Source organism: Halobellus sp. LT62 (assembly GCF_037031285.1).
Lineage (GTDB): Archaea > Halobacteriota > Halobacteria > Halobacteriales > Haloferacaceae > Haloquadratum > Haloquadratum salinisoli.
This window is the reverse complement of record NZ_JAYEZO010000002.1, coordinates 1233450-1259948: the sequence shown is the minus strand read 5'-3', so window position 1 is coordinate 1259948 and position 26499 is coordinate 1233450. Positions and strand designations below refer to the sequence as shown.

Below are 26499 nucleotides of genomic sequence, written 5' to 3'. Positions count from 1 at the left end.
AGAGAATCCCTTTAGTATGATCTGATCGTCTCTGGGGATGGCCAGTCCGAAGACATCCTCAACAAACCCCCTCATTAGGGCCTCTGCAGACGACTTCGATTCCTCAGTATTTCACCGGAAACCCGGTGTGCCTCACTCCCGAACCGACCACACCGAATCACCGGATTTCACCGGAAACTCGGTGTGTCCGTGCGAGCGGGTCCAATGACAGCACACAGGCTGACGAGTCGAGAACGGGCGTAGTCGCAAACCGTTTCCCGGTCGGGACCGTTCGACGGACAATGACAGACGAGGAGGGCGATCCCGAATCATCGTCTACGGAACGCCCCGCGAGCGGAGACGAGTCCGACCAATCCTCAGCGACGGAGAGCGGCGAACGGTCCCACGACGAGACCGAAGACCCACTTCACGACGAGACCGAAGATTCACTCCACGATGAAGTTATCGACGTCGAGCGATTTCGAGACGTCCTCGAAGCACAGAGCCGCCCCGTCGTGACGGCGTCGGAGGTCGCCCGCCGATTGGGGACGACGCAGGCCGACGCCGCGGCCGATCTCGACGCCCTCGCAGGGCAGGGTTCCATCGAGCGCGTGAACGTCGAGACCGACCCCGTCGTGTATTTTCCGAGCGAGTGGCGCGAGGTCGCCGACCGCGAGCGGATCGTCGTCTTCCCCGACCGTCGCGAGGTCGTCGTCGACCGTCCCACACAGTACACCCGCGCGCAACTCTCGCAGTTCGCTCACCTCGTCGACTCCACGGGACGGCGAGAGCGGACGACCGCTGACAGAGAGACGAACACCCGCGGGTACATCTACGAGATCAGACAGGAGGACGTCTGGCAGGCCCCCTACGACGACGTCGACGACCTGCTCGCGCTGGTTCGGTCGGTGCTCCCCCGGCGCACCCCGGAACTGGAGGAGTGGATCGAATCGCAGTGGAAGCGCGCGAACCGCTTCCGACTGTTCACCCACGAGGACGGCTACGTGGTCCTCGAAAGTGTCTCCGAGAGTCTGATGGGTAACGTCGCCCGGCAGAAACTCGACGACGAACAGTTGGTCGCGCCGATCTCCGACACCCGAAGCTGGGTCCGCGAGGGAGCGGAAGCCGAGATCAAACGGATCCTCTACGAGGCGGGTTACCCCGTCGTCGACGATCGCGACCTCGACGCGGGCGATCCGCTCGAAGCTGACCTGACCGTCGACCTGCGCGACTACCAGCGCGACTGGGTCGAGCGGTTCCTCGAACAGCGCTCCGGCGTCCTCGTCGGCCCCTCCGGGGCGGGCAAGACGGTGACGGCGATCGGCGTGCTCGCGGCAGTCGGCGGCGAGACGCTCGTACTCGTCCCCTCTCGTGAACTCGCGTCGCAGTGGCGCGAGGAACTCCTCCGACACACCACTCTCTCGCCCGATCAAATCGGCGAGTACCACGGGGGCGAAAAAGAGATCCGTCCCGTGACGATCGCGACGTATCAGACCGCCGGGATGGACCGGCACCGATCGTTATTCGATTCGCGCGCGTGGGGGCTCATCGTCTACGACGAAGTCCACCACATCCCCTCGCGGATCTACCGCCGCAGCGCCGACCTGCAGACGAAGCACCGACTCGGCCTGTCGGCGACGCCGGTGCGCGAAGACGACAGGGAAAAGGAGATCTTCACGCTCATCGGGCCGCCGATCGGCACCGACTGGTCGAAGCTCTTCGACGCCGGCTACGTGCAGGAGCCCGAAGTGCAGATTCGGTACCTCCCGTGGGCCGACGAGTTCGCGCGCAACGAGTGGGCGAGCGCGGACGGCCGCGACAAACACCGAATCGCGGCCGAGAACCCCGAAAAAATCGCGGAGACCCGTCGACTCCTCGAAGCACACCCCGGCTCGAAGGCGCTCGTCTTCGCCGACTGGCTCGATCAGGGCGAGGCGCTCGCCGACGCGCTCGACGTGCCGTTCGTCAGCGGCGAGATGCCGCATCACCGTCGCGAACGCGTGTTCGAGTCGTTCCGCGAGGGCGACCGCGATACGCTCGTGATCTCACGCGTCGGCGACGAGGGTATCGATCTCCCGAGTGCCGAGTTGGCGATCGTCGCCTCCGGGCTCGGCGGCTCGAGACGACAGGGTGCACAGCGCGCCGGGCGGACGATGCGCCCCGCGGGTGGCTCCCGCGTCTACGTGCTCGCGACGCACGGAACCTCCGAAGAGGACTTCGCACAGCGCCAGATGCGGCATCTCGCCGCGAAGGGCGTCCGCGTGACGGAAGCTGACCGCTCCGCGGCGATCGAGGAACCGAAATCGGACGAACCTGCTGAATCCAAATCGGACGAAACGGCCGAACCCGACCCGACCGAGGAGTGACTCCCGACGATGACCGACGACTCCCGATCCAGCGATGATCCCCAAACAGACGACGATTCAGCCCGTTGCGCTCGGCTCGCCGAAGCCGAGTTGACACAGCGGTATCGATCGACGTTGACAGCCGCCACCGACGATCCCGAAGTCGAATCCGAGTTCGAGGCGTGGCGCGAGTACGTTCGCGACCGGCACGGGGACGTCTTCGCACGGTTGGCTGTCGATTCTGTGGACGAAGCGTCCGGGGAATCGTCCCACGAGAAGCGGACGTCGGACGCGGCGGGTGCACTCTTCGCAGAAACACTGACGTTCGATTTCCTCCTCACGCGGCTTCTGGACGAACTGGAGGCGGCTTTCGGCTGCGAGGCCAGACGACCGCTGGCGTCGGATGCCCCGGTGTCCTTCGGCGCGGACTTCGAGGGCGTTCACGAGCGCGTACTCTCACGGATGCGGGCGTCGGAAGCGACATCAGAGAGACGGTCAACTCTGACTTCGGAGAGAGAGCCGGACCCGACGTCGACGTTCGGATCTCTCGCGACCGATTTCGTCGAGTCGGCGTCGCCGTACGACGTGGCGCGGCTGCACCGCGAGTGTGTGTCGCCCCTCACTCGCCGGGCTTTCGGTCGGTACGACACGCCGGGCGGCGTGGCCGAACTCGCCGTCGGAACGCTGTTCGAAGGCGTCGAGGTGGCCGGCGAAGACGCCGACGCCGGCACACCGAGTTCGGATGCCGACACACCGGATTCCGACGTCGACACACCAAACTCCGACGTCGGCACACCAACCCCCGACGTCGGCACGTCGGCTCCACTCACCGACCCGCTCATCGTCGATCCGGGGTGTGGAGCGGGGGCATTCCTCGCCGCCGCCGCACAGCGGTTGATATCGAGGAAGGGGGCGGAACCACCGAGCGAGTGCCTCGATTCCGTCATCGACTCCGTTCGCGGGTTCGACCTCTCGCCGACCGCCGTCCGCGCATCGCGGCTCGCGATCGCCCTCGCCGTTCGGCCGCTGCTCGAAGCCGTCGACGAGTCGCCGTTGGACGAAACTCCACGCGTCTCTCCCCGGGTAGTCCTCGGCGACGCCGCGCTCGCGACGCCCGAGACGTCACCGCTGAACGGACAGCGCGCGGACTGCCTCCTGATGAATCCTCCGTGGATCACGTGGGACTCCCTCTCGGAGCGAGTCAAAGACCGGTGGCGTCGAGCGTCCGAAGCCAACCGAGCGCCTGTCCTGTTCGGTCACAGCGGGCTCGACGCCCGATTGGGGTTCGCGAACGACGACCTCTCGGTCCCCTATACGATTCACTGTCTGCATCGGTTGCTTCGAGACGGCGGCCGAGCCTCGGTGGTGCTGAAACGCGACCTCCTCACCGGTCCCGCAGGCCGACGACTCAGAAACCGGGAGATCGCCGATCGACGGGTCAGGTACGACCGCGTCCACGACTTCGATTCGCTCGCGCCGTTTCCCGACGTCGACGCCGGCACCGCGCTCTTCGGCTGTCGGGTCACTGCCTCCGGCGGCGCCCCCGGTTCGTCCGACCCGTCCGCTTCGTCCGGTTCGCCGGACTCATCCCCGCCGCTTCCCACGGACGAGGGGGTACCGACGACGCACTGGCGACACGTCGAAACGCCCGAAACGGACCCGGAGGGCACCTCTCTCCCGGCCGAGCCCTTCTCGTCGTTGGCGGCGATGCGCGATGCGTTCGACACCGCCGAAACGAGTCTGGTCCCCACAGACCCCGAAACGCCGTCGTCGCCGTGGATCCGCGCGGACGCAGAACGACGGGCGCTCGGACCGTGTCCCTATCGGATCCGCCACGGCGTGAAGGACGACGCGAAGGCGGTGTACGCGCTCGATCGGGAGACGATCGCGCGGCACGAACTCGAATCGGAGCACATCTACCCGTACCTGAAATCCAAGCACATCGTGAAATACGGCCTTTTCGGTCACGACCTCCAGCTCGTCCCCCAGCAACTCGTGAACGACGACAACGAGGATGAACTCAGGCGGAAGACGCCGGCGACGTACGCCTATCTGAACGACCACCGCGATCGGCTGCTCGATCGCAGTTCCTCGTGGTTCGACGACGGCCCCTTCTACTCGCTCTTCGGCCTCGGGCCGTACACGTGGGCCGATTACAAAGTCGTCTGGTGTCGGCTCGGGTTCAAGCCGCACTTCGCGGTCGTCTCGACCGTCTCGGATCCGACCGTCGGCGAGAAAACGGTGGTCCCCGGCGATCACTGTATGTTCGTCGGCACCGACGACGAGCGCGAGGCGCACTACCTCTGTGCGCTGCTCAACTCCGCACCCTACCAGCGATGTCTCCGTGACATCTCCTCTGGCGGGAAATCAAGCCTTTCGAAGTCGACCGTTGAGCGACTCGCACTTCCGGAGTGGACAGGGGCGGCTCCGCAGCGACAACTCGCGTCGCTATCGCAGCGGGCCCACGAGATCGTTCCCGAGCACGTCGACTGCTCGAAACGAGCCTATAACGAAAAGACGATCCCCGAACTGGCGGCGGTTCAGAGCAAAATCGATCGCGAGGTCGAACAGTTCCTCGTCGCGCTCGCGTCGTCGAGGAACGCGAACCGTCGGCGTGAACGCGGCCCCTGACGGCGCGACTGCGACTTGTGAGGTCTCCGCAAGGAACCGGCTGACGGCTCCGATGAGTAACCCTTAAGTCTGACAGCGGCGCTAGGTTCTCTTGCCCGCCCTTAGCTCAGCCTGGTAGAGCAGCCGACTGTAGATCGGCTTGTCCCCCGTTCAATTCGGGGAGGGCGGACTTTCTTTAGAGCCGAATCGGATTCGATCCGGCTGCGTCGATTTAAGCGCATTCAGCGCACATCGTGTTTCGATGCCAACCGTCTACATCACCGCCCCACGAGACGCCGCGGACGACCTCGCCAAGTTCCTGACCGACAACGAATTGGCCGCCTGCGTCAACGTCGTCGAGTGCGACTCGTTCTACCGCTGGGAGGGCGCTGTCTACGAGAACGACCCCGAATCGATCCTCTTCGCGAAGACGACCGACGAGCGATACCCCGAACTGAAGACCGAACTCGAAGCCGAGCATCCGGCTGACGTCCCCTGTATCGAGCGCTTCGACGAGGCCGACGTGCTCGATTCCTACGCCGGCTGGGTCGCCGAGGAAGTCGGCCAGTAACCGCTGAGTATCGTCGCCAGCGACGACTCGCTACCGATGTCCCGCCAGCGACTACTCTCTTCTAACGTCGCTCACGACGGTCCGGCTCTGTTCGCGCATAAACTGCGGGAGGTACCAGTAGCCGCCCGCGAACTTGCTCGTCGTTCCCGACGCCTTCCAGCCCCCGAACGGCTGCGTCTGCACGAGCGCGCCGGTCGTCGCGCTCTGCTCGCGGTTGACGTAGCACATCCCCGATTCGATCCGCTCGAACCACGTCTCGATCTCGGTTTCGTCTTCGGAGAACAGTCCCGCACACAGCCCGTAGCTGCTGTCGTTGGCCTTCTCGATCGCCTCCCCGAAGTCCGAGACGGGGTGGATCGTCACGAACGGGACGAAGTGTTCCTCGCGGGCGATCTCGTGCTCGTGAGAGACGTCTGTCACGACTGTCGGCTCGACGAACCGCCCGTTCGAGAGCTCTCCACTAGTGGCGACTTCACCGCCGGTTCGGACCGTCCCCACCTCCCGCGCCATCTCGCAGATCCGCTCGTACCGTTCGAGCGCACTGTCGTCGATCAGCGGCGAGATGAAGGCATCCTCCTCACGTGGGTTGTCGATCACGAGTTCCTCGGTTTCCGCGACCAACCGGTCGGTGAATTCGACGAACAGCGTCTCCTTGACGTAGACGCGCGACGTCGCCGAGCACTTCTGCCCGCTGAAGCCGAACGCGCCGTTTTTCACGCCCGAAACGGCCTTCTCCAGATCGGCGTTCGCGGTGACGATGACCGGGTTCTTCCCGCCTAACTCCGCGATCACCGGGCCAGACTTCTCCCGCTCGAAGAACGTCCGGCGGATGTTTCGACCGACCGCCCTCGATCCGGTGAAGACGACGCCCGCGACGTCCTCGTGTTCGATCAGCGGCTGTCCGACGTCGCTCCCGCCGCCGGTGACGAGGTTCACCACGCCGTCGGGAATCCCGGCTTCGGTCAGGATTTCCACGGCTTTGTGCGCGACGAGCGGCGTCGCGCTCGCCGGTTTCGCGACGGCCGTGTTCCCGGTGACGACCGCTCCGGTCAGCATCCCGCAGAAGATCGCGAAGGGGAAGTTGAACGGCGCGATCACGCCGAAGACGCCGAACGGTTTCAGGGAGTTCGTACAGTGCTGTCCGGGCGTCGGTTCGCCGGTGTCGAACGCGTAGCCGTCGTTGCGTTCGAGTTCGCGGCTGTAGAATCGGAGAAAGTCGATCGCCTCGTCGACGTCGGCCATCGCCTCAAAGCGATTCTTGCCGTTTTCGAGCGTCAACGTCGCCGCGAGTTCGTATTTCCGCTCTCGAATTCGATCGGCCGCATCCCGGAATAGCTCGATACGGTCGCTCCAATGCGTCCGTCGCCAGTCGTCGAACGCGTCCGTGGCGGCCCCGACGGCCCGGTCGACGTCGGCTGCGGTTCCGGCGGCGAAGTCTCCGATTTCGAGCGTCCGATCGGCGGGGCTGGTGACGGTGAACCGCTCGTCGGCCTCGTGGGCATCGCCGTCGATCCACATCGGGTGCGACGCGCCGAGTTCGGCTTCGACGGTCGAGACGGCGTCCTCGAAGGACTGGTGGAACTCCGCTAGCGTCCCGCGCTCGCGGTGGGTGGCGACCGTGAGTTCGTTCTCGAAGGTGGCGTGTTTCATCGGTCAGATAGTACTCGCACGAGGATTCAATAAAACTGGTTACCACTCGAAGACGATTGATACGCTCCAGACGATTGATACGCTCCGTTTCCGAGTTCTCCTCTATCGCCAGAACACTCAACAGCGCGGGCGGTGTATTCACGACTGATGACACGAGTTACGATCATCGGCGGCGGTCCAGCGGGGCTCTCGGCCGCCCTGTTCGCGGCCAAGAACGGCCTCGACGTGGTCGTCTTCGACACCGACAAGACGTGGATGCACAAGGCACACCTGTTCAACTACCCGGGAATCGGCTCGATAGACGGGAGCGCATTCCTCGAAACGGCGCGCCAGCAGGCCGAAGACTTCGGCGCGGAGCGCCACCAAGGGGTGGAAGTCACAGCCATCGAATCCGCGGACGACGGCTTCGCCGTCACCGCTGGCGACGACACGCACGAGGCGGACTACCTCGTCCTCGCTACCGGTGCGAGCCGCGACCTCGCGGAGTCACTCGGCTGCGCGTTCAGCGAGGACGACACAGTCGATGTCGACGTCACGATGGAGACGAGCGTCGCAGACGCCTACGCGACGGGCGCGATGGTCCGCGCCGAGGAGTGGCAGGCGGTCATTTCCGCCGGCGACGGGGCCGCCGCGGCGCTGAATATCCTCACGAAAGAGAAGGGCGATCACTACCACGACTTCGACACGCCCGACACGGCCGCGGACGTCTTCGGCGACCTCCGAGACGACGAGGTCTGATCGAATCCGGGCCGGATATGGACCGATCGGACCCGAAGCCGGGCAGTGTTCAAATAAGCGGTTGCGTGCTGAACATCCGCCGCGGAGTGGGGCTGAAAGCGGACACGCCCTCGAACAGATCCAACGGCAAGGCCCGTAGGAGCAGACACTGTGAACGACAACGAACCGCGGGAATTCAGAGCGTGGGGGCTTCTAGGGTCTTTTTTGTACCGCTTTCGACGATTTCAATCCTAACTAAATGCCGCTGCGTCCCACACGGCGTTTTCCCTCAGTAGTTGCTCGGGAGATTTCGAAGTCGTCGCTGACTTACGGGCATCAACGTTCGAAAGCCGCCGACTCACTCGTCTTTCAGCTCTGCTAACAGCGTCTCCAAGTCGTAGTTCTGGAGCGCGCGGGTGCTGTGTCTGAGCGTTGAGACGACGAACGTCGAGTTCGTCCGGCGTACCTCCTCGATCGTTTCGAGGTCGGTGATGAGCCGTTCGACCAGCTCCTGATCCGGCAGGTGCGCGATGACGACGAAGTCGGTCTCGCCCATCGTGAAGTACGCCTGCGAGACGCCCTCGACCGCGAGGATCTTCTCCTCGAAATCGTGGTGCGAGCCGTGGTAGTCGGTGAGCAACTCCACGATGATCGTCACGCCGAGGCCGACCTTGTCGAGATCGATGTCGTAGAGGTCGTTTTCGATGACGCCGGCCTCTCGGAGGTTGTTCAGTCGGTAGTGGATCGTCGACACCGGAATGTCGGTCTCCTCGTGTAGTCGCTCCGGGCTCCCGGTTCCGAGGTCGGCGATGGCCTTCAGCAAGCGGATGTCTCGTTCGTCCATACGTTCGATAGTGGACTCTTTCGCGTCATATCGGTTGTAAGTTCCGCCTCGGTTCATCGGTGTGGCAGGGGCGACGGTCGCAGTCAAACGAAACCCCACAAACCACTTATACTACCGAGGAAGACTTCGCTTATGCCCGATCCGTTACAACTGTCGGTCGATCCGACGCAACTCGGCCTCGAATTCGGAAGCGGCGCGGTCATCGGTGGCATCATCGGCTTCGCGGCGAAGAAGGTCGCAAAGCTCATCGCGGTCATCATCGGCCTCGAACTAGCGCTCTTCAAGTTCCTCGAATCGCGCGGGATCCTCACTGTCGACTGGGAGCGGCTCACCGCGGGACTCGTCGAGACGACGCAGGGCGCGGCCAACGGCACGCCCCCCGATTGGGTCTCGACGATCCTCTCGACGCTGTCGGTCTCGGCGGGCTTCACCGGCGGCTTCCTCGTCGGCTTCAAGAAAGGATAGCTTCGGTCGCGAACGCTTGCGGCCGATGGGAGTTACCGCGTGCTGAGTTCGTCTTTGTCTTTGATAATCCGCGTCTCGGCCTCGCCGGAGGTCATCTCGTTGACGAGGTCGTAGAAGTCGTTCTGCATCCCCGCCGGGAACGTCACGACGCCGACCCACGAGCCGTCGGGCTGCCACTCCTCGCGTTCGAGATCGCCGTACTGGCGGACCTGATTCTGCGTCTTTCCGGCGTGGTCGGCCGGGACCTGCACCGCCACCGTCACCTCGTCGAACCGGATCGGAATGACCGGCCGCAACGCGTCGAGCGCGTCGTCGACTTGGGACTCGACGGGTTCCATCGGATCGACGCGGAACCCGGCCTCTTCGAGCGCCCGTTCGATCCGTTCGGGCGGGTGCGGCGCGTTGTCCATCTGCGGGTTGACGGCGTTTCGCGCGATGCGGTTGATGAGGTTCTTGCGCTTTTGTTCCTGCATCTCGCGGCGCTGTTCGGCCGTGATCTGGATCTCCCCGCGGCGGACGACTTCGGGGATGATTTCGAGGGGGTCCGTCGTCCCGAACACCGTCTCCAGATCCTCCTCGGCGGGTCGGTCGCCGCGGGAGGCGTTCTCGAAGACGTCCTGCGCGGCGATGACATCCTCCAGATCGCCCTCGAACTCGCCGCGTTTGATCGCAAGGGCCGCGTCGGGGTCGACGAGCACCTCGAATCGCTCGCCGTGAGATTCGAGTCGTGCTGTGACGGCCTCGTCGAGTGAGATCATATCTCGTCATTCTTCCTCCGTGGTAAAAAGCTCTCCCCGATACCGCGAGGCCGACGAATCGCCGGACGTCCCGACGTCGTCGCACTTTGTCGGTCCGCGCCCACGCGGAGCCGGTGTGGTCACGCGAACCACCGTCCACGCGAACCACCGTCGCTGGATGGGTGGTCGATTCGTCACGGGCGGAGGGTGGCCGACCCGCCATCGACGGACGCACGCACAGACCACCGATTAATGAGTTGTTTTACTCGGAGATCGCGCCCGTAATCCGCGATTAACTAAGGGTCGATGTCGTGACACGAGCATATGGCTCACGCCTCCGATGTCGACCCCGAACTGACTGGCGGGTATCTCTATCACGTCGTCTGTCACGACTGTCCGACCGAATCGATCTCCAGCGGTGAATCCGAAGCCGAAGCGCGATTGGACGAACACCGAGCGTCGACGGGACACAACGTCGAACTGGCCGCGTTGCCCAGCGGGAACGACTTCTAACGGGCCACACGAGACGAATCCGGACGGGTCGCACGTTCGAAGAGCGGTTCGCTCGTGGAGCCGAAAGCGGTGGGTTCACTCCTTGGAGAGCCCCGAGAACGGACTGTGGGGTCCGTACGGCGACGGACCGCCGGGAATCAATCCGGGATCAGTTCGAGAGCTGTTCGATGATGTCGAGGAGGTCGCTCTTGTCCTGCACCCCGATGACGCGCTCGGCCTCTTCACCGTTCTTGTAGAACTGCAGCGTCGGGACAGACCGGACGCCGGCGTCGCGGGCGACTTCCTGCAGTTCGTCGATATCGACTTTCAGGACGGCGACGTCGGTCTCCTCGGCGATCTCCTCGACTGTGGGCTCGAGCATCTTGCACGGGCCACACCAGTCCGCGTAGTAGTCGACGAGGACGACGTCGTGGTCGTCGACGAGGTCCGCGAGGTGGTCTGCACTTTCGACGTGGATCGGCGCGCCGGTCGCTTCGGGCGTGCTCATACCGGCCACTACTGGCGGCAGCCTCTTACCTATTTCGAGGGTTGGACTGAGTGACGCACGAACGATTGCGGTAGTTGTTACTGGTTCGAGCCCGCGTCGTCGACGTCGTACCGGAGCAACACGCCGTCGTCGACGCGCGTCACCTCTCGGAGGTCGAGCCCGGAAAACGAGTCGACGAAGCCCGTTCCATCGGCGAGCGTCGGCGCGTCCCGCCCGCCGATCACGAGCGAGCCGACGAACAGCGACAGTTCGTCGACGAGACCGGCCTCGAACAGCGAGAAGATGATCTCGCCGCCGCCCTCGACCATCAGTTCGTCGACGCCGCGCTCGGCGAGGGTTTCGAGCGCGTCCGAGAGGTCGACTCGCTCCTCGCCGGCGACGAGCACCTCCGCGCCCGCGGAGGCGAGCGCCGCTCGCCGTTCGGGGTCGGCCGCCTCGGCGACAACGACGTACGTCGTCGCCGCGTCGTCGAGCACTCTCGCGTCGAGCGGGGTTCGACCGCTCGAATCGACGACGACCCGACCGGGATGTGGGGAATCGCCGCGCGCCGAACGTTGGTCTCGGAGCCCCTGGTCGTCGAGCGTCAGGTGCGGGTCGTCGGCGAGGACCGTTCCGACGCCGACGAGGACGCCGTCGCTCTCCGCGCGGAGGTGGTCCACGCGGGCGAAGTCGTCGTCGCCGCTGATTCGGACCTGCTCGCGGCGACGCGTCGAGAGCTTTCCGTCCGCGCTCACCGCGGCGTTGACGACGACGTGCATACGCGGCGGAACGGGCCCGCGACGCAAGCGCATTTCGGTCCGCGCACGGAGATCTGTCCGCGGCATCTCTCGAAAAGGGAGGACAGGACGAACTTGTCACGACGGGCGGCAGGACTTATGTGCCAGAGCACGGACTATCGAAATAAGATGTCGCCGAAAGTCCTGATGCTCGGGTGGGGATTCCCGCCGAACGTGAGCGGCGGGCTCGACACGCACGTCGGGGAGTTATTCGACGGGATGCGAGCGCGCGGGCTCGACGTCGAACTCGTGCTCCCGGCGGAGTACGCGCCCGACGACAGGGAGGGAATCGTCGGCGTGCCGACCGGCGACGGCGATATCCTCACGCGCGTCGGGCGAATGAGCGAGACGTTCGCCGAGCGGGCCCGCGACGCCGACGTCATCCACACCCACGACTGGTTCGGCTACGGCCCCGGCTCGCGCGCGAAATCGAACACCGACGTCGAGTGGGTGACGACCTTCCACTCGCTGTCGAGCGACCGAAACATCGATCCGCCGAAACGGGAGGTCGAGACCGAACGCCGGCTCGCAGAGCGCGCGGACCACCTCATCGCCGTGAGCGAGCTCACCGCGGCCGACGTCAAAGCGAGATACGGCGGCGACTGCACGGTCATCTACAACGGCTTCTCGGCGTGTTCGACGACCGGGAGAGACTACAAGGAGGAACTCGAAATCGACGGGAAGATGCTGTTTTTCGTCGGGCGACACACCGACCAGAAGGGCATCTCACATCTCGTCTACGCGATGGAGAAACTCCGCCGCGACGACGTCACGCTCGTCGTCGGCGGATCGGGTCACCTCACCGACCAACTGAAGCGCTTCGCGGAGCTGCTCGACGTCGACGACCGGATCGAGTGGGTCGGCTACGTGCCCGAGGAGGAACTCGGCGACTACTACGCCTCCGCGGACCTGTTCGTCTCCCCGTCGCTGGCGGAGCCGTTCGGCATTACGATCACCGAGGCGCTCTCGGCGGGCACGCGCGTCGTCGCCACGGAAAGCGGCGTCAACGAGGTACTCTCGGAGGACTGCGTCGTCGAGGTGACGCCGGATTCGACGTCGATCGCCGACGGTATCGAACGGGGGCTGGCGCTGGAGGGACAGCCGGAGTACGAGCCGATCACGTGGGGCGAAGTCGTCGACGAGACGGTCGCGTTCTACGAGCGGATCATCGACTGAAGGCGCTCTTGCGGTATCGACTGAAGGCGCTATCGCAGTACTGGTTGCGCCGCGATAGCGACGTCCTACCGCAGCACCCGGACGTCGGTCACCGGCTCGGGATGTCGGATCCGGTAGCCGTCCGCGGTCGGGACCAACCCCTCGCTCGGGAGTTGTTGTCTGGCGACCTGATACGGGCTGTCGCTGTCGACGCCCTGGTACGGACTGTCTCGTGCGCTCCGGTACGGGCTCGACTGCCCGGTTTCTCCCCCGCCCTCGGCGCGTTGGTACGGACTGTCGCTCTCGACGCCCTGATACGGGCTCGCCTCTCGACGCTCGGCCTCCCGCTCGAAGTCCTCCGGCGGGAGGTAGATCCGCTCTCCCGATTCCGAGCGGACGATCACGGCGGTATCGCGGTCGCCGCGCATCGTGATTACCGTCTCGCCGCCCTCGACGTTCACGGCGAAGTTCACCCGCGGGTCGTCGACGTCCTCGCTGGTCTCGGGGCCGTCGCGCGCTCCCATATCGAAGGATGCGTCGGCTTCGTATTTATATCTCCGGAGCGCGACTGTCGTCGTTCCGGCGTCTCCGAAACCGCTCGGGAACCGCCCCCGAAGTCAAGTAGTCGGACGACGAAACGGGTGTCATGGATCTTCGCGATGCAACGACCGAGGACGTCGAGGCGGTTCGCCGGGTCGCGACGGAGTCCCTGAGCGCCTCCTACGGCCACGCCATCGACGAGGAAACGATCGAAGCGGCCGTCGAGAAGTGGTACAGCGCCGACCGACTGCGAGAGGCGCTCACGGACGATCGAGAGATCTTCGTCGTCGCCGTCGACGAGGGATCGATCGTCGGGTTCGCACAGAGCGAGATCTCGGAGGGCCGTGAGGTCGTCGGCTACCTCGATTGGCTGCACGTCGTGCCCGACCACCGCGGCGGGGGGATCGGTTCACAGCTACTCGCGCGCCTGAAGCAGGACCTCGTCGCCTCCGGCGTCGACCGACTGGAGGGTCGCGTCCTCACGGAGAACGAGGAGGGCGTCGCCTTCTACGAGGAACAGGGGTTCAGCGAGGTCGGCGAACGGACCGTCGACATCCACGGCGAGTCATTCACCGAGCGGGTCTTCACGACGCTGCTCGACGAGGCGGAATCGGAATCCGGCGGGCTCACCCACCGCACGACCGACGACGGGACGCCCGTCTACGTCTCCTACGAGGAGTCGATGCGGGGGTCGGACGCGCCCTTCTTCGCCGTCTATCTCGACGAGGAGCGGACCGAGCGCTACGGGTGGATGTGCGGCGTCGACGAGAGCCTCGACGTCGCGATCGACACGATGGAGCGACTGGAGTGCAACGAGTGCAGGAACCGACGCAAGCCCGTCCGGTGGGACGCGGCCTATCTCTAACCACCTTTTTGTCCGGAGGGGTCCTGCGGACCCCTCCGGACAAAAGCCTGTCTTGCTGAGCGGAGCGAAGCAAGGCTCGTGAGACGCTTCGCGTCTCACGGCGGAGGGAAAAATGCCGCTCGGCTCGCTCCGCTCGCCTCGCGGGACAGTGCAGACGTTTCAATTGCATAAAAGAAGCCCGCGCGCCTGACTGTGCGATCGATCGGGCACTCAGTACAGAGAGTGAAGAACAAAACCGTAGCTACGGAGCGATAGATCGCCGTAAGTGGAAATAACGCTCAATGTCCGTTCCATCGTCTCTACGAAGGGTATGGAACGATACGTCGATGGGTTCGTCCTCCCGGTCCCGAACGAGAAGCTCGACGCGTACCGCGAGATGGCAGCAGAGGCCGGAAACATCTGGATCGAACACGGTGCGCTGGAATACTTCGAGGGCGTCGAAGACGATATGGACCCCGATACGGACGGGATGTCTGTTCGGACCTTTCCGCAACTGGCCGAAACCGGCGAGGACGAATCGGTTGTATTCGCGTTCGTCGTGTACGAGTCTCGGGAGCACCGCGACGAGGTGAACGCGAAGGTGATGGACGATCCCGCGATGGATCCGAACCGCTCTGACGGAGAGACGGAGATGCCCTTCGATGCCGAGCGTATGGCTTACGGCGGCTTTCGCTCTCTCGTCAGCTACGAGCGGTGAACCCCTGATTTGTTCAGTTCGACCCAGCTTTTTGCTGACTCGGGTGCGCGAAGCGCACCGCTCGTTGCAGAAAGCCGAATCGAAAACTTTGCCGCGTAGTAAACAATAAGTCACTCATACTACAACTTGGAATTGAATAACATAGTACTCCGGTCTCCGATACGGGGTATGAACGTCTTCGATTTTACTACTTCGCGCTACGAGCGGCTACTCAATGCAATCCTCGAAGCGAACTGGGACACTTTCACCGTGAAGCAGTATCTCGAAGCACAGACGCTCTCGGAGAATTTCGTCGTTCTCCGACACGACGTTGATCGGAAAGTCAGGAATGCACTCAGGCTGGCTCGGCTCGAGGCGGAGCGTGGGATCACCGCGACGTATTATTTTCGGACGAGTACGTTTGACGTGGACATCGTCCGGCAAATCGAGGAGTGGGGACACGAGATCGGATACCACTACGAGGATCCGGCCTCGACGAACGGGGATTACCAGGCTGCGCAGCGTCGGTTCGAAGAGAATCTGGCGGCCTTCCGCGAGGTTGCGGACGTAGCCACCGTCTGCGCCCACGGCAGCCCGCTCTCACCGCACAGCAACAAGGGCCTTTGGGAGGGACGGCTGGACGAGTTAGCGGAGTACGGAATCCTCGGTGAAGGGTACCTCTCGATCGACGTGGGGCCGCAGTCGGACATGTATTATCTCTCGGAAACCGGACGGACGTGGGAGGCGGAGCTACCGACAGTTGGCGTCGTGGAGACGACGGCGGATCTTATCGGCGCACTTCACGTTCATCCGTGTTCCGGGCTGTACATCTTAGTACACCCGAGCCGGTGGAGTGACTCGAAGGCCGAATTCGCCCAAATGTTCGCGTGGGACGCCTCCAAGGAGATCACACTCACAGCCCTCAACACGATTTCTTCCTTGCACCGGTAGGACGTACCACGAGACCACTGTGACGTCGAGTCGACCCCACCATTTTGCTGCGTTGGGTTGCGCTGCGCGCGACCGCTCCTTGCAACAATCTGGACGAAATTCCAGAATAGCGATAGACTCTCCGTCACCAGCGTTTGTACCGCGAGGCGAGCGGAGCGAGCCGAGCGGCATTTTTCCCTCCAGGTTTTTGATCGGAGGGGTCCGCAGGACCCCTCCGAAGAAAAAGGTGGGTTACTGCACCTTCTGCTGGATCTCGGTGACGATGTCGGGGTTCCGCAGCGTCGTCGTATCGCCGAGTTCCTCGTCGTTGGCGATCTCTTCGAGCAGTCGACGCATAATCTTCCCCGAGCGCGTCTTCGGGAGCTCGGGCGTGAAGACCACCTGTTCGGGGCGGGCGATCGGGCCGATGGCGTCTTCGACGCCTTCGACGATCCGCTCGCGCATCTCGTCGCTTCCGTCGTAGCCGTCCTCCAGAATGACGTAGGCGTAGACGGCCTCGCCTTTCACCTCGTGGTCGCCGCCGACGACCGCGGCCTCGGCGACGCCCTCGACGCCGACGATGGCGGATTCGATCTCCATCGTTCCCAATCGGTGCCCAGAGACGTTGAGCACGTCGTCGACGCGACCGAGGATCGTGATGTAGCCGTCGTCGTCGATCTTCGCGCCGTCCTCGGGGAAGTACACCCATTCGTCGGCGTCGGGATCGGAGTACTCCGCCCAGTACTCCTCGATGAACCGCTCGTCGTTGTTGTACAGCGTCCGCAACATCCCCGGCCACGGCTTGTTGACCGTGAGATACCCCGCGCGTCCGGCGTCGACCTCCTCGCCTTTGGTGTCGACGACCCGCGCGTCGATTCCCGGTAACGGCGGCCCGGCCGATCCGGGTTTCATCGTCCCGACGCCCGGCAGCGTCGTCACCATCATCCCTCCCGTTTCGGTCTGCCACCACGTGTCGACGATCGGACACTCTTCGTCGCCGATGTGCTTGTAGTACCACTTCCACGCGCGCGGGTTGATCGGCTCGCCGACCGTCCCGAGCAGGCGGAGACTGGAGAGGTCGTGCTCTTCGGGGAACTGCGAGCCCCACTTCATAAAGGCGCGAATCGCGGTCGGGGCGGTGTAAAACACGTCGACGGCGTACTTCTCGACGAGTTCCCACAGGCGGTCGCGCTCGGGGTAATCCGGCGTCCCCTCGTACATCACGGTCGTCGTTCCGAGCGACAGCGGTCCGTAGACGATGTAGGAGTGGCCCGTGATCCACCCGATGTCGGCCGCACACCAGTAGGTGTCCTCGGGCTTCAGATCGAGCACGGCGTGTGAGGTCCACGTCGTGTAGGCGAGGTACCCCCCCGTCGTGTGTTTGACGCCCTTCGGCTCGCCGGTCGTCCCCGACGTGTACATCAAGAAGAGCATATCTTCGGCGTCGCGTTCGACGGGGGCGACGCGCTCGCCCTGATGGTCGGCGAGCAGGTCGTCCCAGTCGTGCTGGTTGCCCTTCAGGCCGTGGCCGAAGCCGTCGTCGCCGAGTCGGTCGACGACGACCGTCGCGTCCACGCCGTGGTCGACGCCGCCGAGCCCCTCGTTCGCTTTCTGAAGGTGGTCGAGCGGGTCGCCGCGGCGGTAGTACCCGTCGCAGGTGATCAGATACCGGGAGTCCGCGGAGTTCATCCGCGTCGCGAGCGCGTCCGCGGAGAAGCCCGCGAACACGACCGAGTGCGGCGCGCCGATCCGGGCGCACGCGAGCATCGCGATGGGGAGCTCCGGCACCATCGGCATATACAGGGTGACGACGTCGTCCTCTTCGACGCCGAGCTCGCGGAGGCTCGCGGCGAACTCGTTGACCTCCCGATACAGGTCCTGATACGTGTAGGTCCGCGTCTCGCCGTGTTCGCCCTCCCACTTGATCGCGACGCGGTTCTTGTCGCCGTTCTCGACGTGGCGGTCGACGCAGTTGTACGAGGCGTTCAGCGTGCCGTCGGCGAACCACTCGTAGAACGGCCCCTCGGAATCGTCGAGGACCTCGCTGTACTCGGTGTCCCAGTCGAGCAAGTCCGCCGCGCGGGTCCACGAGTTCGGCCAGTTCTCCTCGAACTCCTCGTAGATCGACTCGTCGGAGACGTTCGCCTGCTCGACGAACTCCTCGCTCGGCTCGAACGTTTCCTGTTCCACCAGGCGCGCTTCGAGTTCTCCATCGCCGTCTCCGTCGCTCATATTCGTCCTTATTATTCGAACACCGGATGATAAATCTGTGCGACCCCCTCTCTCTCACCGGATCTAATCGAACGACTGCGGCGGATTCTCGGCATCTCGTCCGGCGTTTCGGTGGCTCTCAGTCCGTGGGAAGGCCCGATGTCCTTTTGCCGCCGGTCCCGTACTGTCGGGTATGCACGACGAACAGCCGGTCGACGACGAGCGACGGACGAACCCCCGGGCGGTCCGTCGTCGACGGTTCTTATTCGCGGGAACGGGCGCACTCGCCGTGTCGTTGGGGGGCTGTCTCGGCGGGAGCGACGGCGGTGACGGCAGTGGAGGCGACGGGGAAAGCGGTGACGAGGCTCCCGCGGCGATCACGATTCCGGAGGGTGCCACCTGCGAGGTCTGCGGGATGACGATTCGACAGCAACCCGGTCCGACGGCCGAGATCTTCTACGCGGATCGAGAGCCCGAGGGGCACGAGAACCCAGCCCGCTTCGACAGCACGTGGGAGGCCTATCAGTACGAGTTCGAGCGGGACGACGAGGGTTGGGAGGACGTCGCCTTCTACGTCACCGACTACTCCACCGTCGACTACGAGACGTTCGAGGACGGCGGCGACACGCTGATCTCACAGCACTACGAGGCGTCGGCGTTGGCTCCGGCGACGGACCTGACGTACGTCGCCGACTCGGAGGTCAAGGGTGCGATGGGCAGAGACCTCATCGGGTTCAGCGACGAGTCCGACGCCGAGGCGTTCCAATCGGAGTTCGGCGGGTCGCTCCTCGCTCACGACGGCGTCACGCCGGAAGTGATCGCCGGACTCGGAATGTAATGGCGCTCCTCTCGCCGACCGGAACCCGGTGGCTGACGGCGGCAGTGAGCGTCGCGCTCGTCGCCGCGAGCCTCTCGTTTCTTCTGACGCCGGCGAGCGGCGAGTCGCTACGCCCGGTCGATTTCGCGGACACGGTGGATATGGGCGGCACCGGCGTCGACGCCCGCCGCGCGGACGACGAGGGGTTCGTCCTCCCGCGGGTCGAAGTGTTCTATTCGGGGTACCGCTACGTCGTCGGCTACGTCGGCATCGAGACGGCCGCGAGCGAGCTCGGCGACCCGGGCGCGCAGCGACAGTTCGGCGACCCGCTCGCCGTCTACGTCTCGGATCTCTCGACGGTCTCGCCGACGCTGACTGAGGAGGGGTTCGTCGTGCCCGAGCGCGGCCGCTCCGTCGGTTGGACGCCCGCCGAGACAGCCTTCTACGTCGTCGGCAGCGACGCGGCGATTCCGTCGGGATCGGTGACCGTCGCGTTCTCCGAGCGCGCCGACGCCGAGTCCTTCGCCGACGCACACGGGGGCGAGGTCGTCGACTGGGAGGCCGTTCAGTCGCGGGTCGGCGACCCACTCTCTGCCCGCCTAGATCGGTTCGAGCGGTCCATCGAGTCCCGCCACGCGTGGGCGAACGACACCGTCGCGGCCGCCGAAGACGCCCCGATCGCCGACGAGAACCGAGACCGTCCCGTGAGCGTCGTCGTCGGCTCGGACGCCTCGGCCGTTCCCGAAGACTCGAGGCGCTCGGAAGGCGTCGCGAGCGACCCGACCGTGTCGGACGCCCTCGCGGCCGCGCCGCCGAACACGACCGTCTATCTCCCGGCGGGGACGTACGACGTCGACGACGTGACGGTGAACCGCTCGGTCACGCTCGCCGGTGCGGGAGCGGAGACCGTCCTACGCGGTGACGACAACCGGAGCGTCGTCTACGTCCGCGCGGACGGCGCGGCCGTCTCCGATCTCAGCATCACCGGCGTCGGCGACGTCGGGAGCCGCGGACGCGACAGCAGAAACGGCTCCACGGACTGGGACACGACGGTCCAGTTGGCCTACGGCTACGGCGACGCGGGCGTCGTCCTCGACGGGGCGGCGGGCGCGTCGCTCTCGAACGTCGAGATCGACACGCCCGCCAGCGGCGTGATCGTCCGCGAGAGCCCAGCGTCCTCGATTCGGGGGCTGACGGTCCGCGGGGCCGACACCGCGCGAGACGGGTTTATGGGCGTCGTGCTCATCGGCGCGCCGAGCGTCGTGGCGGACTCGACGTTCCTCGGCGGTCGCGACGGCGTCTACACCCACCGCGCGGACGGGAGCGTCGTGCGCGATAACCGCGCCGAACCCGGCCGCTACGGCGTCCACGAGATGTACACCTCCGAGTCGCTCGTCGCGAACAACACCGTCCGCGACGCGCAGGCGGGCGTGATGGTGATGACGCGGCCGGTCGGTAACCTGATCGTCGCTAACGACGTCCGCGAGAGCACCTACGGGGTCGTCCCCGCGGGCAGTGACTCCTACTACGCGCGCAACGTCGTTGTCGACAACGAGTACGGGCTGCAAATCGCCGGCGACCGCAACGTCTTCGTCGACAACGTCGCGCTCGAAAACGAGGTCGGCGCGCGAGCGAACGACATCCTCCCGTCGAACTGGGTGCAGAGAAACGACATCGTCGGCAACGAGCGGGCGGTCGAGTCGGGAATCGGCCCGCTCCGGACGTGGTCTCACGGCGGCGTTGGCAACTACTGGGGCGCGCTGCCGATCGCCGACGGCGACGGAGACGGCGTCTACGACCGGCCGTACCGACCGACCGGAACGGTCGACTCGCGGATCGGCGCGGCCCCGGGCGCGACGACGCTCGCGCAGTCGCCCGCCGTCGGGACGCTGCGCCGCGTTCAGGGCGCAGTCTCGGGCCTGCGGCAGTCGGGCGTCGTCGACACCGACGCGCGGACGCGACCGTTCCACCCCGAGACGAGGGCGTACCTCGCAAACGAGACCACCGGGGGTGAAGCAGCGTGAGCGAGGAGCCTCCTGTGAGCGACGACCACCCTGCGGGCAGCGAGGAACCGTCCGCGAGCGGCGAGAAATCGTCTGCGAGCGAACACTCGCCCCCGACTGCCTCGATCGCCCTGCGCGCGCAGTCGATCGCGCAGTCCTTCGGCGACGTCGACGTGCTCTCCGGCGTGTCGCTGTCGGTCGAGTGCGGGGAAGTCGCCGCGGTCGTCGGCCCCAACGGCTCCGGGAAATCGACGCTTCTGCAAGTCCTCGCGGGAATCGCCGCCCCCGATTCCGGGTCGGTGTCGGTCGGGCCCCAGCGGGGTGCTCGGAGCGTCGGCTACCTCCCCCAACGGCCCGCGTTCCGCGATGAATTCTCCGCGCGCGACACGCTCGGATTCTACGCGCAGCTGTTGGACGGCGTCGACGACGGGGACGTCGACGCGATACTGGATCGGGTCGGACTCGCGGACGTCGCCGATCGGAACGTCGGTTCGCTCTCCGGCGGGATGACGCGGCTACTCGGCGTCGGAGCGGCCGTTGTCGGCGATCCGTCGGTTCTCATTCTCGACGAGCCCGGCAGCGGACTCGATCCGGTGATGGTCGAGCGGCTGTTCGGCGTCGTCGCCGACCTCGCCGCAGCGGGAACGGCTGTCGTCGTGGCGTCGCACGCGCTTCCGGCGGTCGAAGCGCACGCCGACACCGTCTACGTCCTCGGTCGGGGGAATTTCGTGACGTCGGGGTCTCCGGCAGCGCTGCTGAGACGGACCGACACCGCGTCGCTGCCGGCTGCCTTCCTCGAAACGGTTCGAGCGGAGGCGGGAGCGTCGACCGTTCGCGCCGGGACCGGACGCCGCCCATCGGAACCGGAGCGGGAGGCGAACGGGACGGGAGCCGACGGTGATGGCGAAGGCACGAGGGAGGGTGATCGCCGATGAGTGGCTCGGAGGCGACAGATGACACGAGCGACCGAGCGGAACGAACGACTTCGATCCCGCAGGACCTCTTCGTGGTCGCGACGCGGGAGCTTCGGATGATCGTCAGGACGCCCGCGCTCCTCGCCCTCGCGGCGGCCTTCGCCGCGAGCGTCGGCGGCGTCGCTTGGGCCGGGACGGGCGGCGGTGGCGGCTTCGTCCCGCTGACACTCGATCTGCTGACGTTCGTCGAGGTGCTGGTGCCGCTGTTGGCTGTCGCGTTCGGCTACCGATCGATCCTCGGCGACCGCCGGACCGGCGAGTTGGACGTGCTGCGAACGTTCGACGTGTCTCGGGTCGCCTACGTCGGCGGCGTCTACCTCGGCCGGGCGCTCGTGCTCGTCTCGCTCGTCGTCGGGACGCTCCTTTTCGTGGGGCTGTTCGTCCCGTTCCTGACCGCCGACATCCCCACCTTCCTCGCGGTCAACGCCGCCGCCGCCGACTCGGGGGTGCGATACGTCCGGTTCGTCGCGCTCTCGGCGGCGTTCACGCTGGTCGTGCTGGCGGTGACGGTCGGCATCTCCGCGGCGACCCGAACCGTCCGCACGGCGTTCGCGCTGGCACTGGCGCTCGCGGTGGCGCTCGTGCTCGGTATCGACACGGCGCTCGTCGCTGGACTTGCGGGCGGCGTACTCGCCGAAGACGGTTTTGCCGCGCTCTTGGCGCTCAGCCCGAACAGCGCGTTCCGGGGACTCGTCCTCTCAAGTGCGGTCGGCGTGGTCGGCGGCGCAGAGGTGGCCGCCGGGAAGCCGCTCCTCAACGGCGTCGGCCTCCTCGTCTGGTGGACCGGAAGCCTCGCCGTCGCGATCTGGCGCGTCTGGCCCGCGGTCGAATCGATCGAGGAGTGAGCGATAGAGTCGACCGAGGTGCCAGCTTTCGAAGTCAGCCGAAGTTCTCGATCTTCGCCCCGTCGGGGTCGACGCCCGCGGCCTCGAGGGCGCTCACCGCGTCGGCGACGAAGCCGGCGAAGCCGTAGACGAACACCTGCTCGTCGGTGTCGCCGGTGAGCGCGGCGCTCACCGCCTCGTCGATGGCGTCGCTCTCGTCGACGACGGTGACAGCCGCGCCTGCATCTCGGAGGTCGTCAAGTCGATCTTCGTGGGCGGGGGCGTCGGTCCGGTAGACGATCGCGGCGTCGTGATCGTCGGCGACGGCCGCCTCGGCGATCCCGACCGCGGGGCCGATCCCCGGACCGCCGGCGAGGACCACGACGCGGGCTTCGCCATCGTAGTAGCTGTTGCCGAACGGTCCCGAGATCTCCAATCCATCGCCGGGTTCGAGATCGAGGAGGAACTGACTGAACGGTCCCGCCTCCTCGGGGTCGACGCCGACGGTGACCTCGAACGTGTCGTCGACGCCGGGCGAGGAGAGCGTGTAGAACCGGGCGTATCCCTCGCCGTCGATCGTGGCCGAGAGCTTCACGAACTGCCCGGGCTCGGCGTCGAACCCTTCCGGCGACTCCAACTCGAGCGCGACCGTTCGCTGTCCGACGTCACGGACCGCACTGATGGCGACTGTTGCGTCCATACGCAGGCGTTTGCGTGCCGGTGAAAAGTCAGTTGCCTTCCGAAGCCGATTCCACGTTCGGAACTGTCTCGACGTTTGGCGTACGAGATCTACGTTTGATCAGTTATGGACGCAATATTTGCGAATTGATAGACGTTACTACCGAAGTACGCCGATTTAGAATCATATTCGTAAAGTTTTGTGCGTACCACGCCACCCCTTTTTTCAAGGCCTTTCAGAAGGCTTTTCTTCGGTCCAAGGGTACCCCCTAGCCACATGCCTGCGGACTTCAACTGGGCCATCGGCGGGGAGGCCGGCGATGGCATCGACTCGACGGGAAAAATCTTCGCCCAAGCGCTCTCGCGAGCGGGGCGGCACGTGTTCACGTCGAAGGACTTCGCCTCACGGATCCGCGGCGGCTACACGGCGTATAAAGTTCGGACCGCGGTGGACCCCGTCCAGAGCGTCGTCGACCGTCTCGACGTCCTCATCGCGCTGACGCCGCGGACGATCGACGAGAACCTCGATGAGCTCCACGAGGGTTCGGTGATCATCTACGACGGCGACCGGACCACGATGGAGAACGTCGAGATCCCCGATGGAATGATCGGTCTCGACGTCCCTCTGAAGCGGCTCGCCGAGGAGGCGGGCGGCGCGATTATGCGCAACGTCGTCGCGCTCGGCGCGGCCTGTGAAGTGTCGGACTTCCCGATCGAGAACCTCGACAGCGCCCTCGAAAAGCGATTCGGCTCGAAGGGACAGTCGCTCGTCGACAACAACAAGGAGGCCGCCCGTGCCGGCCGCGACTACGTCGCCGAGGAGCACGACCACGAGTTCGACTACGAACTCGAGACGACCGACAACGACTACGTCCTGCTCAACGGCGACGAGGCGATCGGGATGGGCGCGATCGCCGCGGGCTGTAAGTTCTACGCCGGCTATCCGATCACGCCCGCGACCGACGTGATGGAGTATCTGACGGGCCGGATCGAGCAGTTCGGTGGACACGTCGTGCAGGCCGAAGACGAGCTGTCGGCCATCAACATCGCGCTCGGCGCGGCGCGGGCCGGCGCGCGGTCGATGACCGCGACGTCGGGGCCCGGAATCGATCTGATGACCGAGACGTTCGGACTCGTCGCGACCTCGGAGACGCCGCTCGTCATCGTCGACGTGATGCGCTCGGGTCCCTCGACGGGGATGCCGACCAAGCAGGAACAGGGCGATCTGAACATGATGCTGTACGGCGGCCACGGCGAGATCCCGCGGTTCGTTCTCGGTCCCACGTCGATTTCCGAGTGTTTCTGGAAGACAGTCGAAGCGTTCAACCTCGCCGAGAAGTACCAGACGCCGGTGTACATCGCGGCCGACCTCGCGATGGCCGTCACCGAGCAGACGTTCCCGCCGGAGGCCTTCGATATGGACGACGTCGAAGTCGACCGCGGAAAGGTCGTCGACGAGGAGTCGATCGAGGAGTGGCAGAACGAGAAGGGACAGTTCAAGGCCCACGCGCTCACCGACGACGGCGTTTCCCCGCGGGCGTTCCCCGGCACCGACGGCGGCGTTCATATGTCGACGGGGCTCGAACACGACGAACTCGGCCGCCGGACCGAAGACACCGAGATGCGCGTCGAACAGGTCGACAAGCGCAACCGGAAGGTCGAGACCGCGCGGGAGCGAGAGGACTTCTCACCCCGCGAGTTCGGCGACAGCGAGTCGGAGAACCTCGTCATCTCGTGGGGCTCGAACGAGGGCGCGATGACCGAGGCGATCGAATTCCTCGAGGAGGAGGGCGTCGACGTCAACTTCCTCTCGGTTCCGTATCTGTTCCCGCGACCGGACCTGACTGACGAGGTCGAATCGGCGGAGAACGTCGTCGTCGTCGAGTGTAACGCCACCGGCCAGTTCGCCGACGTCGTCGAGCACGACACGCTCACGCGCGTCGACCGCGTGAACAAGTACGACGGCGTGCGGTTCAAGGCCGACGAACTCGCAAACGATATCAAAGCGGCGCTTCAGGAGGCAGACCAATGAGCTCGGACGTTCGATTCACGGATTTCAAATCAGACAAGCAACCGACGTGGTGTCCCGGCTGCGGCGACTTCGGGACGATGAACGGGATGATGAAGGCGCTGGCCCAGACGGGCAACGACCCCGACAACACCTTCATCGTCGCCGGGATCGGCTGTTCCGGCAAGATCGGGACGTATATGCGCTCGTACGCGCTTCACGGCGTTCACGGCCGCGCGCTCCCGGTCGGCACCGGAGTCAAACTCGCGAACCCCGATCTCGAAGTGATGGTCGCGGGCGGCGACGGCGACGGCTACTCGATCGGCGCGGGCCACTTCGTTCACGCAGTCCGGCGCAACGTCGATATGACGTACGTCGTGATGGACAACCGCATCTACGGACTGACGAAGGGGCAGGCCTCGCCGACCTCGCGGATGGACTTCGAGACGTCGACGACGCCCGAGGGACCGCAGCAGCCCCCGGTGAACCCGATGGCGCTCGCGCTCGCGTCGGGCGCGACGTTCATCGCGCAGTCGTTCTCGACGGACGCCCAGCGGCACGCAGAGATCGTCCAAGAGGCAATCGAGCACGACGGCTTCGGCTTCGTCAACGTGTTCAGCCCGTGCGTGACGTTCAACGACGTCGACACCTACGACTACTTCCGCGACAGCCTCGTCGACGTCGCCGAGGAGGGACACGACCCGACCGACTACGACGCCGCCAAAGAGAAGATCCTCGACGCCAGCAAGGAGTATCAAGGCGTCATCTGGCAGTCGGAGAAGTCGGTCCCGTACGGCGAGAAGCACGGGCTCGATACGAATATGTCCGAAATCGACGAGGGCGCGCCCGAGGGCGCGATGGACCTCGTCCGCGAGTTCTACTAGGACCTTTTTACTTCGGTGGATACCCTTGCTCGCTCCGGGAGAACGGAGTTCTCTCGTGCTCCCGTTCGCTCTCGGCTCTCGGGACCTCCGCTCGCTCACGGTGAACGGCGCGCTGCGCGCGCCGATGCGCGGCTCACCCACCGTGATCGCTCTCCGCGGTATTCCGCCCTCTCGCGGGCGTCAGGAACGTTCCGGCGTGTTTTTTACCCGCCGCCTGACTTACCACGAGTGACAATGATC

24 protein-coding genes and 1 tRNA gene are annotated in these 26499 nt (G+C 65.3%); 17 read left to right on the top strand and 8 right to left on the bottom strand.

The window, feature by feature from the left end; all coding sequences use genetic code 11:
- Positions 1-281 precede the first annotated feature (281 nt).
- The 4 genes from U5919_RS15680 to cutA all read left to right on the top strand — a co-directional run bounded on the left by U5919_RS15680 (position 282) and on the right by cutA (position 5505).
- Positions 282-2345, top strand: a complete 2064-nt coding sequence (locus tag U5919_RS15680) for a DEAD/DEAH box helicase (RefSeq protein ID WP_336025521.1) — start codon at positions 282-284, stop codon at positions 2343-2345.
- Positions 2346-2354: 9 nt separating this feature from the next.
- Entirely contained in the window at positions 2355-4955 is a 2601-nt protein-coding gene (locus U5919_RS15675; RefSeq protein ID WP_336025519.1) for a type I restriction endonuclease subunit M, read from the top strand.
- 95 nt (positions 4956-5050) lie between these two features.
- A tRNA-Tyr gene (locus U5919_RS15670) sits at positions 5051-5124 on the top strand.
- Positions 5125-5196: 72 nt separating this feature from the next.
- Entirely contained in the window at positions 5197-5505 is a 309-nt protein-coding gene (cutA, locus tag U5919_RS15665; protein ID WP_336025516.1) for a divalent-cation tolerance protein CutA, read from the top strand.
- Positions 5506-5556: 51 nt separating this feature from the next.
- Here cutA and U5919_RS15660 read toward each other — a convergent pair whose 3' ends face one another.
- Positions 5557-7155, bottom strand: a complete 1599-nt coding sequence (locus tag U5919_RS15660) for an aldehyde dehydrogenase family protein (protein ID WP_336025515.1) — start codon at positions 7153-7155, stop codon at positions 5557-5559.
- Between the two features lie 147 nt (positions 7156-7302).
- On the opposite strand from U5919_RS15660, the gene U5919_RS15655 reads away from it, so the two are divergent.
- Positions 7303-7893 (top strand): FAD-dependent oxidoreductase, encoded by a 591-nt coding sequence (locus U5919_RS15655; RefSeq protein WP_336025513.1) that lies wholly within the window; start codon positions 7303-7305, stop codon positions 7891-7893.
- Between the two features lie 337 nt (positions 7894-8230).
- On the opposite strand, the gene U5919_RS15650 is transcribed toward U5919_RS15655, so the two are convergent.
- On the bottom strand, positions 8231-8716 hold the full coding sequence (locus U5919_RS15650; RefSeq protein ID WP_336025511.1) for an Lrp/AsnC family transcriptional regulator: 486 nt from the start codon (positions 8714-8716) through the stop codon (positions 8231-8233).
- Positions 8717-8848: 132 nt separating this feature from the next.
- Here U5919_RS15650 and U5919_RS15645 point away from each other — a divergent pair, with 132 nt between their 5' ends.
- Complete coding sequence (locus U5919_RS15645) at positions 8849-9181, top strand: FUN14 domain-containing protein (RefSeq protein ID WP_336025510.1); 333 nt, start codon at positions 8849-8851, stop codon at positions 9179-9181.
- Positions 9182-9213: 32 nt separating this feature from the next.
- Here U5919_RS15645 and U5919_RS15640 read toward each other — a convergent pair whose 3' ends face one another.
- Entirely contained in the window at positions 9214-9939 is a 726-nt protein-coding gene (locus tag U5919_RS15640; protein ID WP_336025508.1) for a ribosome assembly factor SBDS, read from the bottom strand.
- Between the two features lie 303 nt (positions 9940-10242).
- Here U5919_RS15640 and U5919_RS15635 point away from each other — a divergent pair, with 303 nt between their 5' ends.
- On the top strand, positions 10243-10431 hold the full coding sequence (locus tag U5919_RS15635; protein WP_336025506.1) for a hypothetical protein: 189 nt from the start codon (positions 10243-10245) through the stop codon (positions 10429-10431).
- Between the two features lie 148 nt (positions 10432-10579).
- Here U5919_RS15635 and trxA read toward each other — a convergent pair whose 3' ends face one another.
- A complete protein-coding gene (gene trxA / locus U5919_RS15630) occupies positions 10580-10918 on the bottom strand; it encodes a thioredoxin (protein WP_336025505.1) in 339 nt (112 codons plus the stop codon).
- A gap of 77 nt (positions 10919-10995) precedes the next feature.
- Positions 10996-11676, bottom strand: a complete 681-nt coding sequence (locus U5919_RS15625; protein ID WP_336025504.1) for a 2,5-diamino-6-(ribosylamino)-4(3H)-pyrimidinone 5'-phosphate reductase — start codon at positions 11674-11676, stop codon at positions 10996-10998.
- A 165-nt stretch (positions 11677-11841) separates the two neighbouring features.
- Between U5919_RS15625 and U5919_RS15620 the strand changes: the two genes are divergently transcribed.
- A complete protein-coding gene (locus tag U5919_RS15620; RefSeq protein ID WP_336025621.1) occupies positions 11842-12870 on the top strand; it encodes a glycosyltransferase family 4 protein in 1029 nt (342 codons plus the stop codon).
- A 65-nt stretch (positions 12871-12935) separates the two neighbouring features.
- On the opposite strand, the gene U5919_RS15615 is transcribed toward U5919_RS15620, so the two are convergent.
- Positions 12936-13373: a DUF7510 family protein gene (locus tag U5919_RS15615; protein WP_336025502.1), complete on the bottom strand. Its 438-nt coding sequence runs from the start codon at positions 13371-13373 to the stop codon at positions 12936-12938.
- Between the two features lie 122 nt (positions 13374-13495).
- Between U5919_RS15615 and U5919_RS15610 the strand changes: the two genes are divergently transcribed.
- The 3 genes from U5919_RS15610 (at position 13496) to U5919_RS15600 (ending at position 15881) form a co-directional block, all read left to right on the top strand.
- Entirely contained in the window at positions 13496-14254 is a 759-nt protein-coding gene (locus U5919_RS15610) for a GNAT family N-acetyltransferase (protein WP_336025500.1), read from the top strand.
- A 310-nt stretch (positions 14255-14564) separates the two neighbouring features.
- Positions 14565-14951 carry a DUF1428 domain-containing protein gene (locus U5919_RS15605; protein WP_336025499.1) on the top strand — a complete coding sequence of 129 codons (387 nt, stop codon included), beginning with the start codon at positions 14565-14567 and terminating at the stop codon, positions 14949-14951.
- 168 nt (positions 14952-15119) lie between these two features.
- The gene (locus U5919_RS15600; RefSeq protein WP_336025497.1) at positions 15120-15881 is read left to right on the top strand and encodes a polysaccharide deacetylase family protein; all 762 of its coding nucleotides are present in this window, start codon (positions 15120-15122) and stop codon (positions 15879-15881) included.
- Positions 15882-16112: 231 nt separating this feature from the next.
- Here the strand turns inward: U5919_RS15600 and acs are convergent, their stop codons facing one another.
- Complete coding sequence (gene acs / locus U5919_RS15595; protein ID WP_336025495.1) at positions 16113-18092, bottom strand: acetate--CoA ligase; 1980 nt, start codon at positions 18090-18092, stop codon at positions 16113-16115.
- A gap of 172 nt (positions 18093-18264) precedes the next feature.
- On the opposite strand from acs, the gene U5919_RS15590 reads away from it, so the two are divergent.
- From U5919_RS15590 to U5919_RS15575, 4 genes are all read left to right on the top strand, one after another.
- Positions 18265-18909 carry a nitrous oxide reductase accessory protein NosL gene (locus tag U5919_RS15590; protein ID WP_336025493.1) on the top strand — a complete coding sequence of 215 codons (645 nt, stop codon included), beginning with the start codon at positions 18265-18267 and terminating at the stop codon, positions 18907-18909.
- Positions 18909-20912, top strand: a complete 2004-nt coding sequence (locus U5919_RS15585) for a NosD domain-containing protein (protein ID WP_336025492.1) — start codon at positions 18909-18911, stop codon at positions 20910-20912. Before U5919_RS15590 ends, U5919_RS15585 begins: the two co-directional genes overlap by 1 nt.
- Before the next feature lie 14 nt (positions 20913-20926).
- Positions 20927-21826, top strand: a complete 900-nt coding sequence (locus U5919_RS15580; RefSeq protein ID WP_425604225.1) for an ABC transporter ATP-binding protein — start codon at positions 20927-20929, stop codon at positions 21824-21826.
- Positions 21827-21921: 95 nt separating this feature from the next.
- Positions 21922-22710 (top strand): ABC transporter permease, encoded by a 789-nt coding sequence (locus U5919_RS15575; RefSeq protein ID WP_425604232.1) that lies wholly within the window; start codon positions 21922-21924, stop codon positions 22708-22710.
- 34 nt (positions 22711-22744) lie between these two features.
- Here the strand turns inward: U5919_RS15575 and U5919_RS15570 are convergent, their stop codons facing one another.
- A complete protein-coding gene (locus tag U5919_RS15570; protein ID WP_336025489.1) occupies positions 22745-23389 on the bottom strand; it encodes an FAD-dependent oxidoreductase in 645 nt (214 codons plus the stop codon).
- Between the two features lie 255 nt (positions 23390-23644).
- Here U5919_RS15570 and U5919_RS15565 point away from each other — a divergent pair, with 255 nt between their 5' ends.
- Complete coding sequence (locus U5919_RS15565) at positions 23645-25399, top strand: 2-oxoacid:acceptor oxidoreductase subunit alpha (RefSeq protein WP_336025487.1); 1755 nt, start codon at positions 23645-23647, stop codon at positions 25397-25399.
- Positions 25396-26259: a 2-oxoacid:ferredoxin oxidoreductase subunit beta gene (locus U5919_RS15560; protein WP_336025486.1), complete on the top strand. Its 864-nt coding sequence runs from the start codon at positions 25396-25398 to the stop codon at positions 26257-26259. The genes U5919_RS15565 and U5919_RS15560 overlap by 4 nt, the downstream gene beginning before the upstream one ends.
- Positions 26260-26499 lie beyond the last annotated feature (240 nt).

Bases quoted from the DNA above. Each gene is read 5' to 3' on its own strand.
- U5919_RS15635 (WP_336025506.1), top strand. From the start codon at position 10,243: ATGGCTCACGCCTCCGATGTCGACCCCGAACTGACTGGCGGGTATCTC.
- acs (WP_336025495.1), bottom strand. From the start codon at position 18,092: ATGAGCGACGGAGACGGCGATGGAGAACTCGAAGCGCGCCTGGTGGAA.
- U5919_RS15680 (WP_336025521.1), top strand. From the start codon at position 282: ATGACAGACGAGGAGGGCGATCCCGAATCATCGTCTACGGAACGCCCC.
- U5919_RS15560 (WP_336025486.1), top strand. From the start codon at position 25,396: ATGAGCTCGGACGTTCGATTCACGGATTTCAAATCAGACAAGCAACCG.
- U5919_RS15565 (WP_336025487.1), top strand. From the start codon at position 23,645: ATGCCTGCGGACTTCAACTGGGCCATCGGCGGGGAGGCCGGCGATGGC.
- U5919_RS15615 (WP_336025502.1), bottom strand. From the start codon at position 13,373: ATGGGAGCGCGCGACGGCCCCGAGACCAGCGAGGACGTCGACGACCCG.
- cutA (WP_336025516.1), top strand. From the start codon at position 5,197: ATGCCAACCGTCTACATCACCGCCCCACGAGACGCCGCGGACGACCTC.
- U5919_RS15590 (WP_336025493.1), top strand. From the start codon at position 18,265: ATGCACGACGAACAGCCGGTCGACGACGAGCGACGGACGAACCCCCGG.
- U5919_RS15675 (WP_336025519.1), top strand. From the start codon at position 2,355: ATGACCGACGACTCCCGATCCAGCGATGATCCCCAAACAGACGACGAT.
- U5919_RS15650 (WP_336025511.1), bottom strand. From the start codon at position 8,716: ATGGACGAACGAGACATCCGCTTGCTGAAGGCCATCGCCGACCTCGGA.
- U5919_RS15625 (WP_336025504.1), bottom strand. From the start codon at position 11,676: ATGCACGTCGTCGTCAACGCCGCGGTGAGCGCGGACGGAAAGCTCTCG.
- U5919_RS15605 (WP_336025499.1), top strand. From the start codon at position 14,565: ATGGAACGATACGTCGATGGGTTCGTCCTCCCGGTCCCGAACGAGAAG.
- U5919_RS15620 (WP_336025621.1), top strand. From the start codon at position 11,842: ATGCTCGGGTGGGGATTCCCGCCGAACGTGAGCGGCGGGCTCGACACG.
- U5919_RS15575 (WP_425604232.1), top strand. From the start codon at position 21,922: ATGATCGTCAGGACGCCCGCGCTCCTCGCCCTCGCGGCGGCCTTCGCC.
- U5919_RS15585 (WP_336025492.1), top strand. From the start codon at position 18,909: ATGGCGCTCCTCTCGCCGACCGGAACCCGGTGGCTGACGGCGGCAGTG.
- U5919_RS15640 (WP_336025508.1), bottom strand. From the start codon at position 9,939: ATGATCTCACTCGACGAGGCCGTCACAGCACGACTCGAATCTCACGGC.
- U5919_RS15645 (WP_336025510.1), top strand. From the start codon at position 8,849: ATGCCCGATCCGTTACAACTGTCGGTCGATCCGACGCAACTCGGCCTC.
- U5919_RS15610 (WP_336025500.1), top strand. From the start codon at position 13,496: ATGGATCTTCGCGATGCAACGACCGAGGACGTCGAGGCGGTTCGCCGG.
- U5919_RS15655 (WP_336025513.1), top strand. From the start codon at position 7,303: ATGACACGAGTTACGATCATCGGCGGCGGTCCAGCGGGGCTCTCGGCC.
- U5919_RS15570 (WP_336025489.1), bottom strand. From the start codon at position 23,389: ATGGACGCAACAGTCGCCATCAGTGCGGTCCGTGACGTCGGACAGCGA.
- U5919_RS15660 (WP_336025515.1), bottom strand. From the start codon at position 7,155: ATGAAACACGCCACCTTCGAGAACGAACTCACGGTCGCCACCCACCGC.
- trxA (WP_336025505.1), bottom strand. From the start codon at position 10,918: ATGAGCACGCCCGAAGCGACCGGCGCGCCGATCCACGTCGAAAGTGCA.
- U5919_RS15600 (WP_336025497.1), top strand. From the start codon at position 15,120: ATGAACGTCTTCGATTTTACTACTTCGCGCTACGAGCGGCTACTCAAT.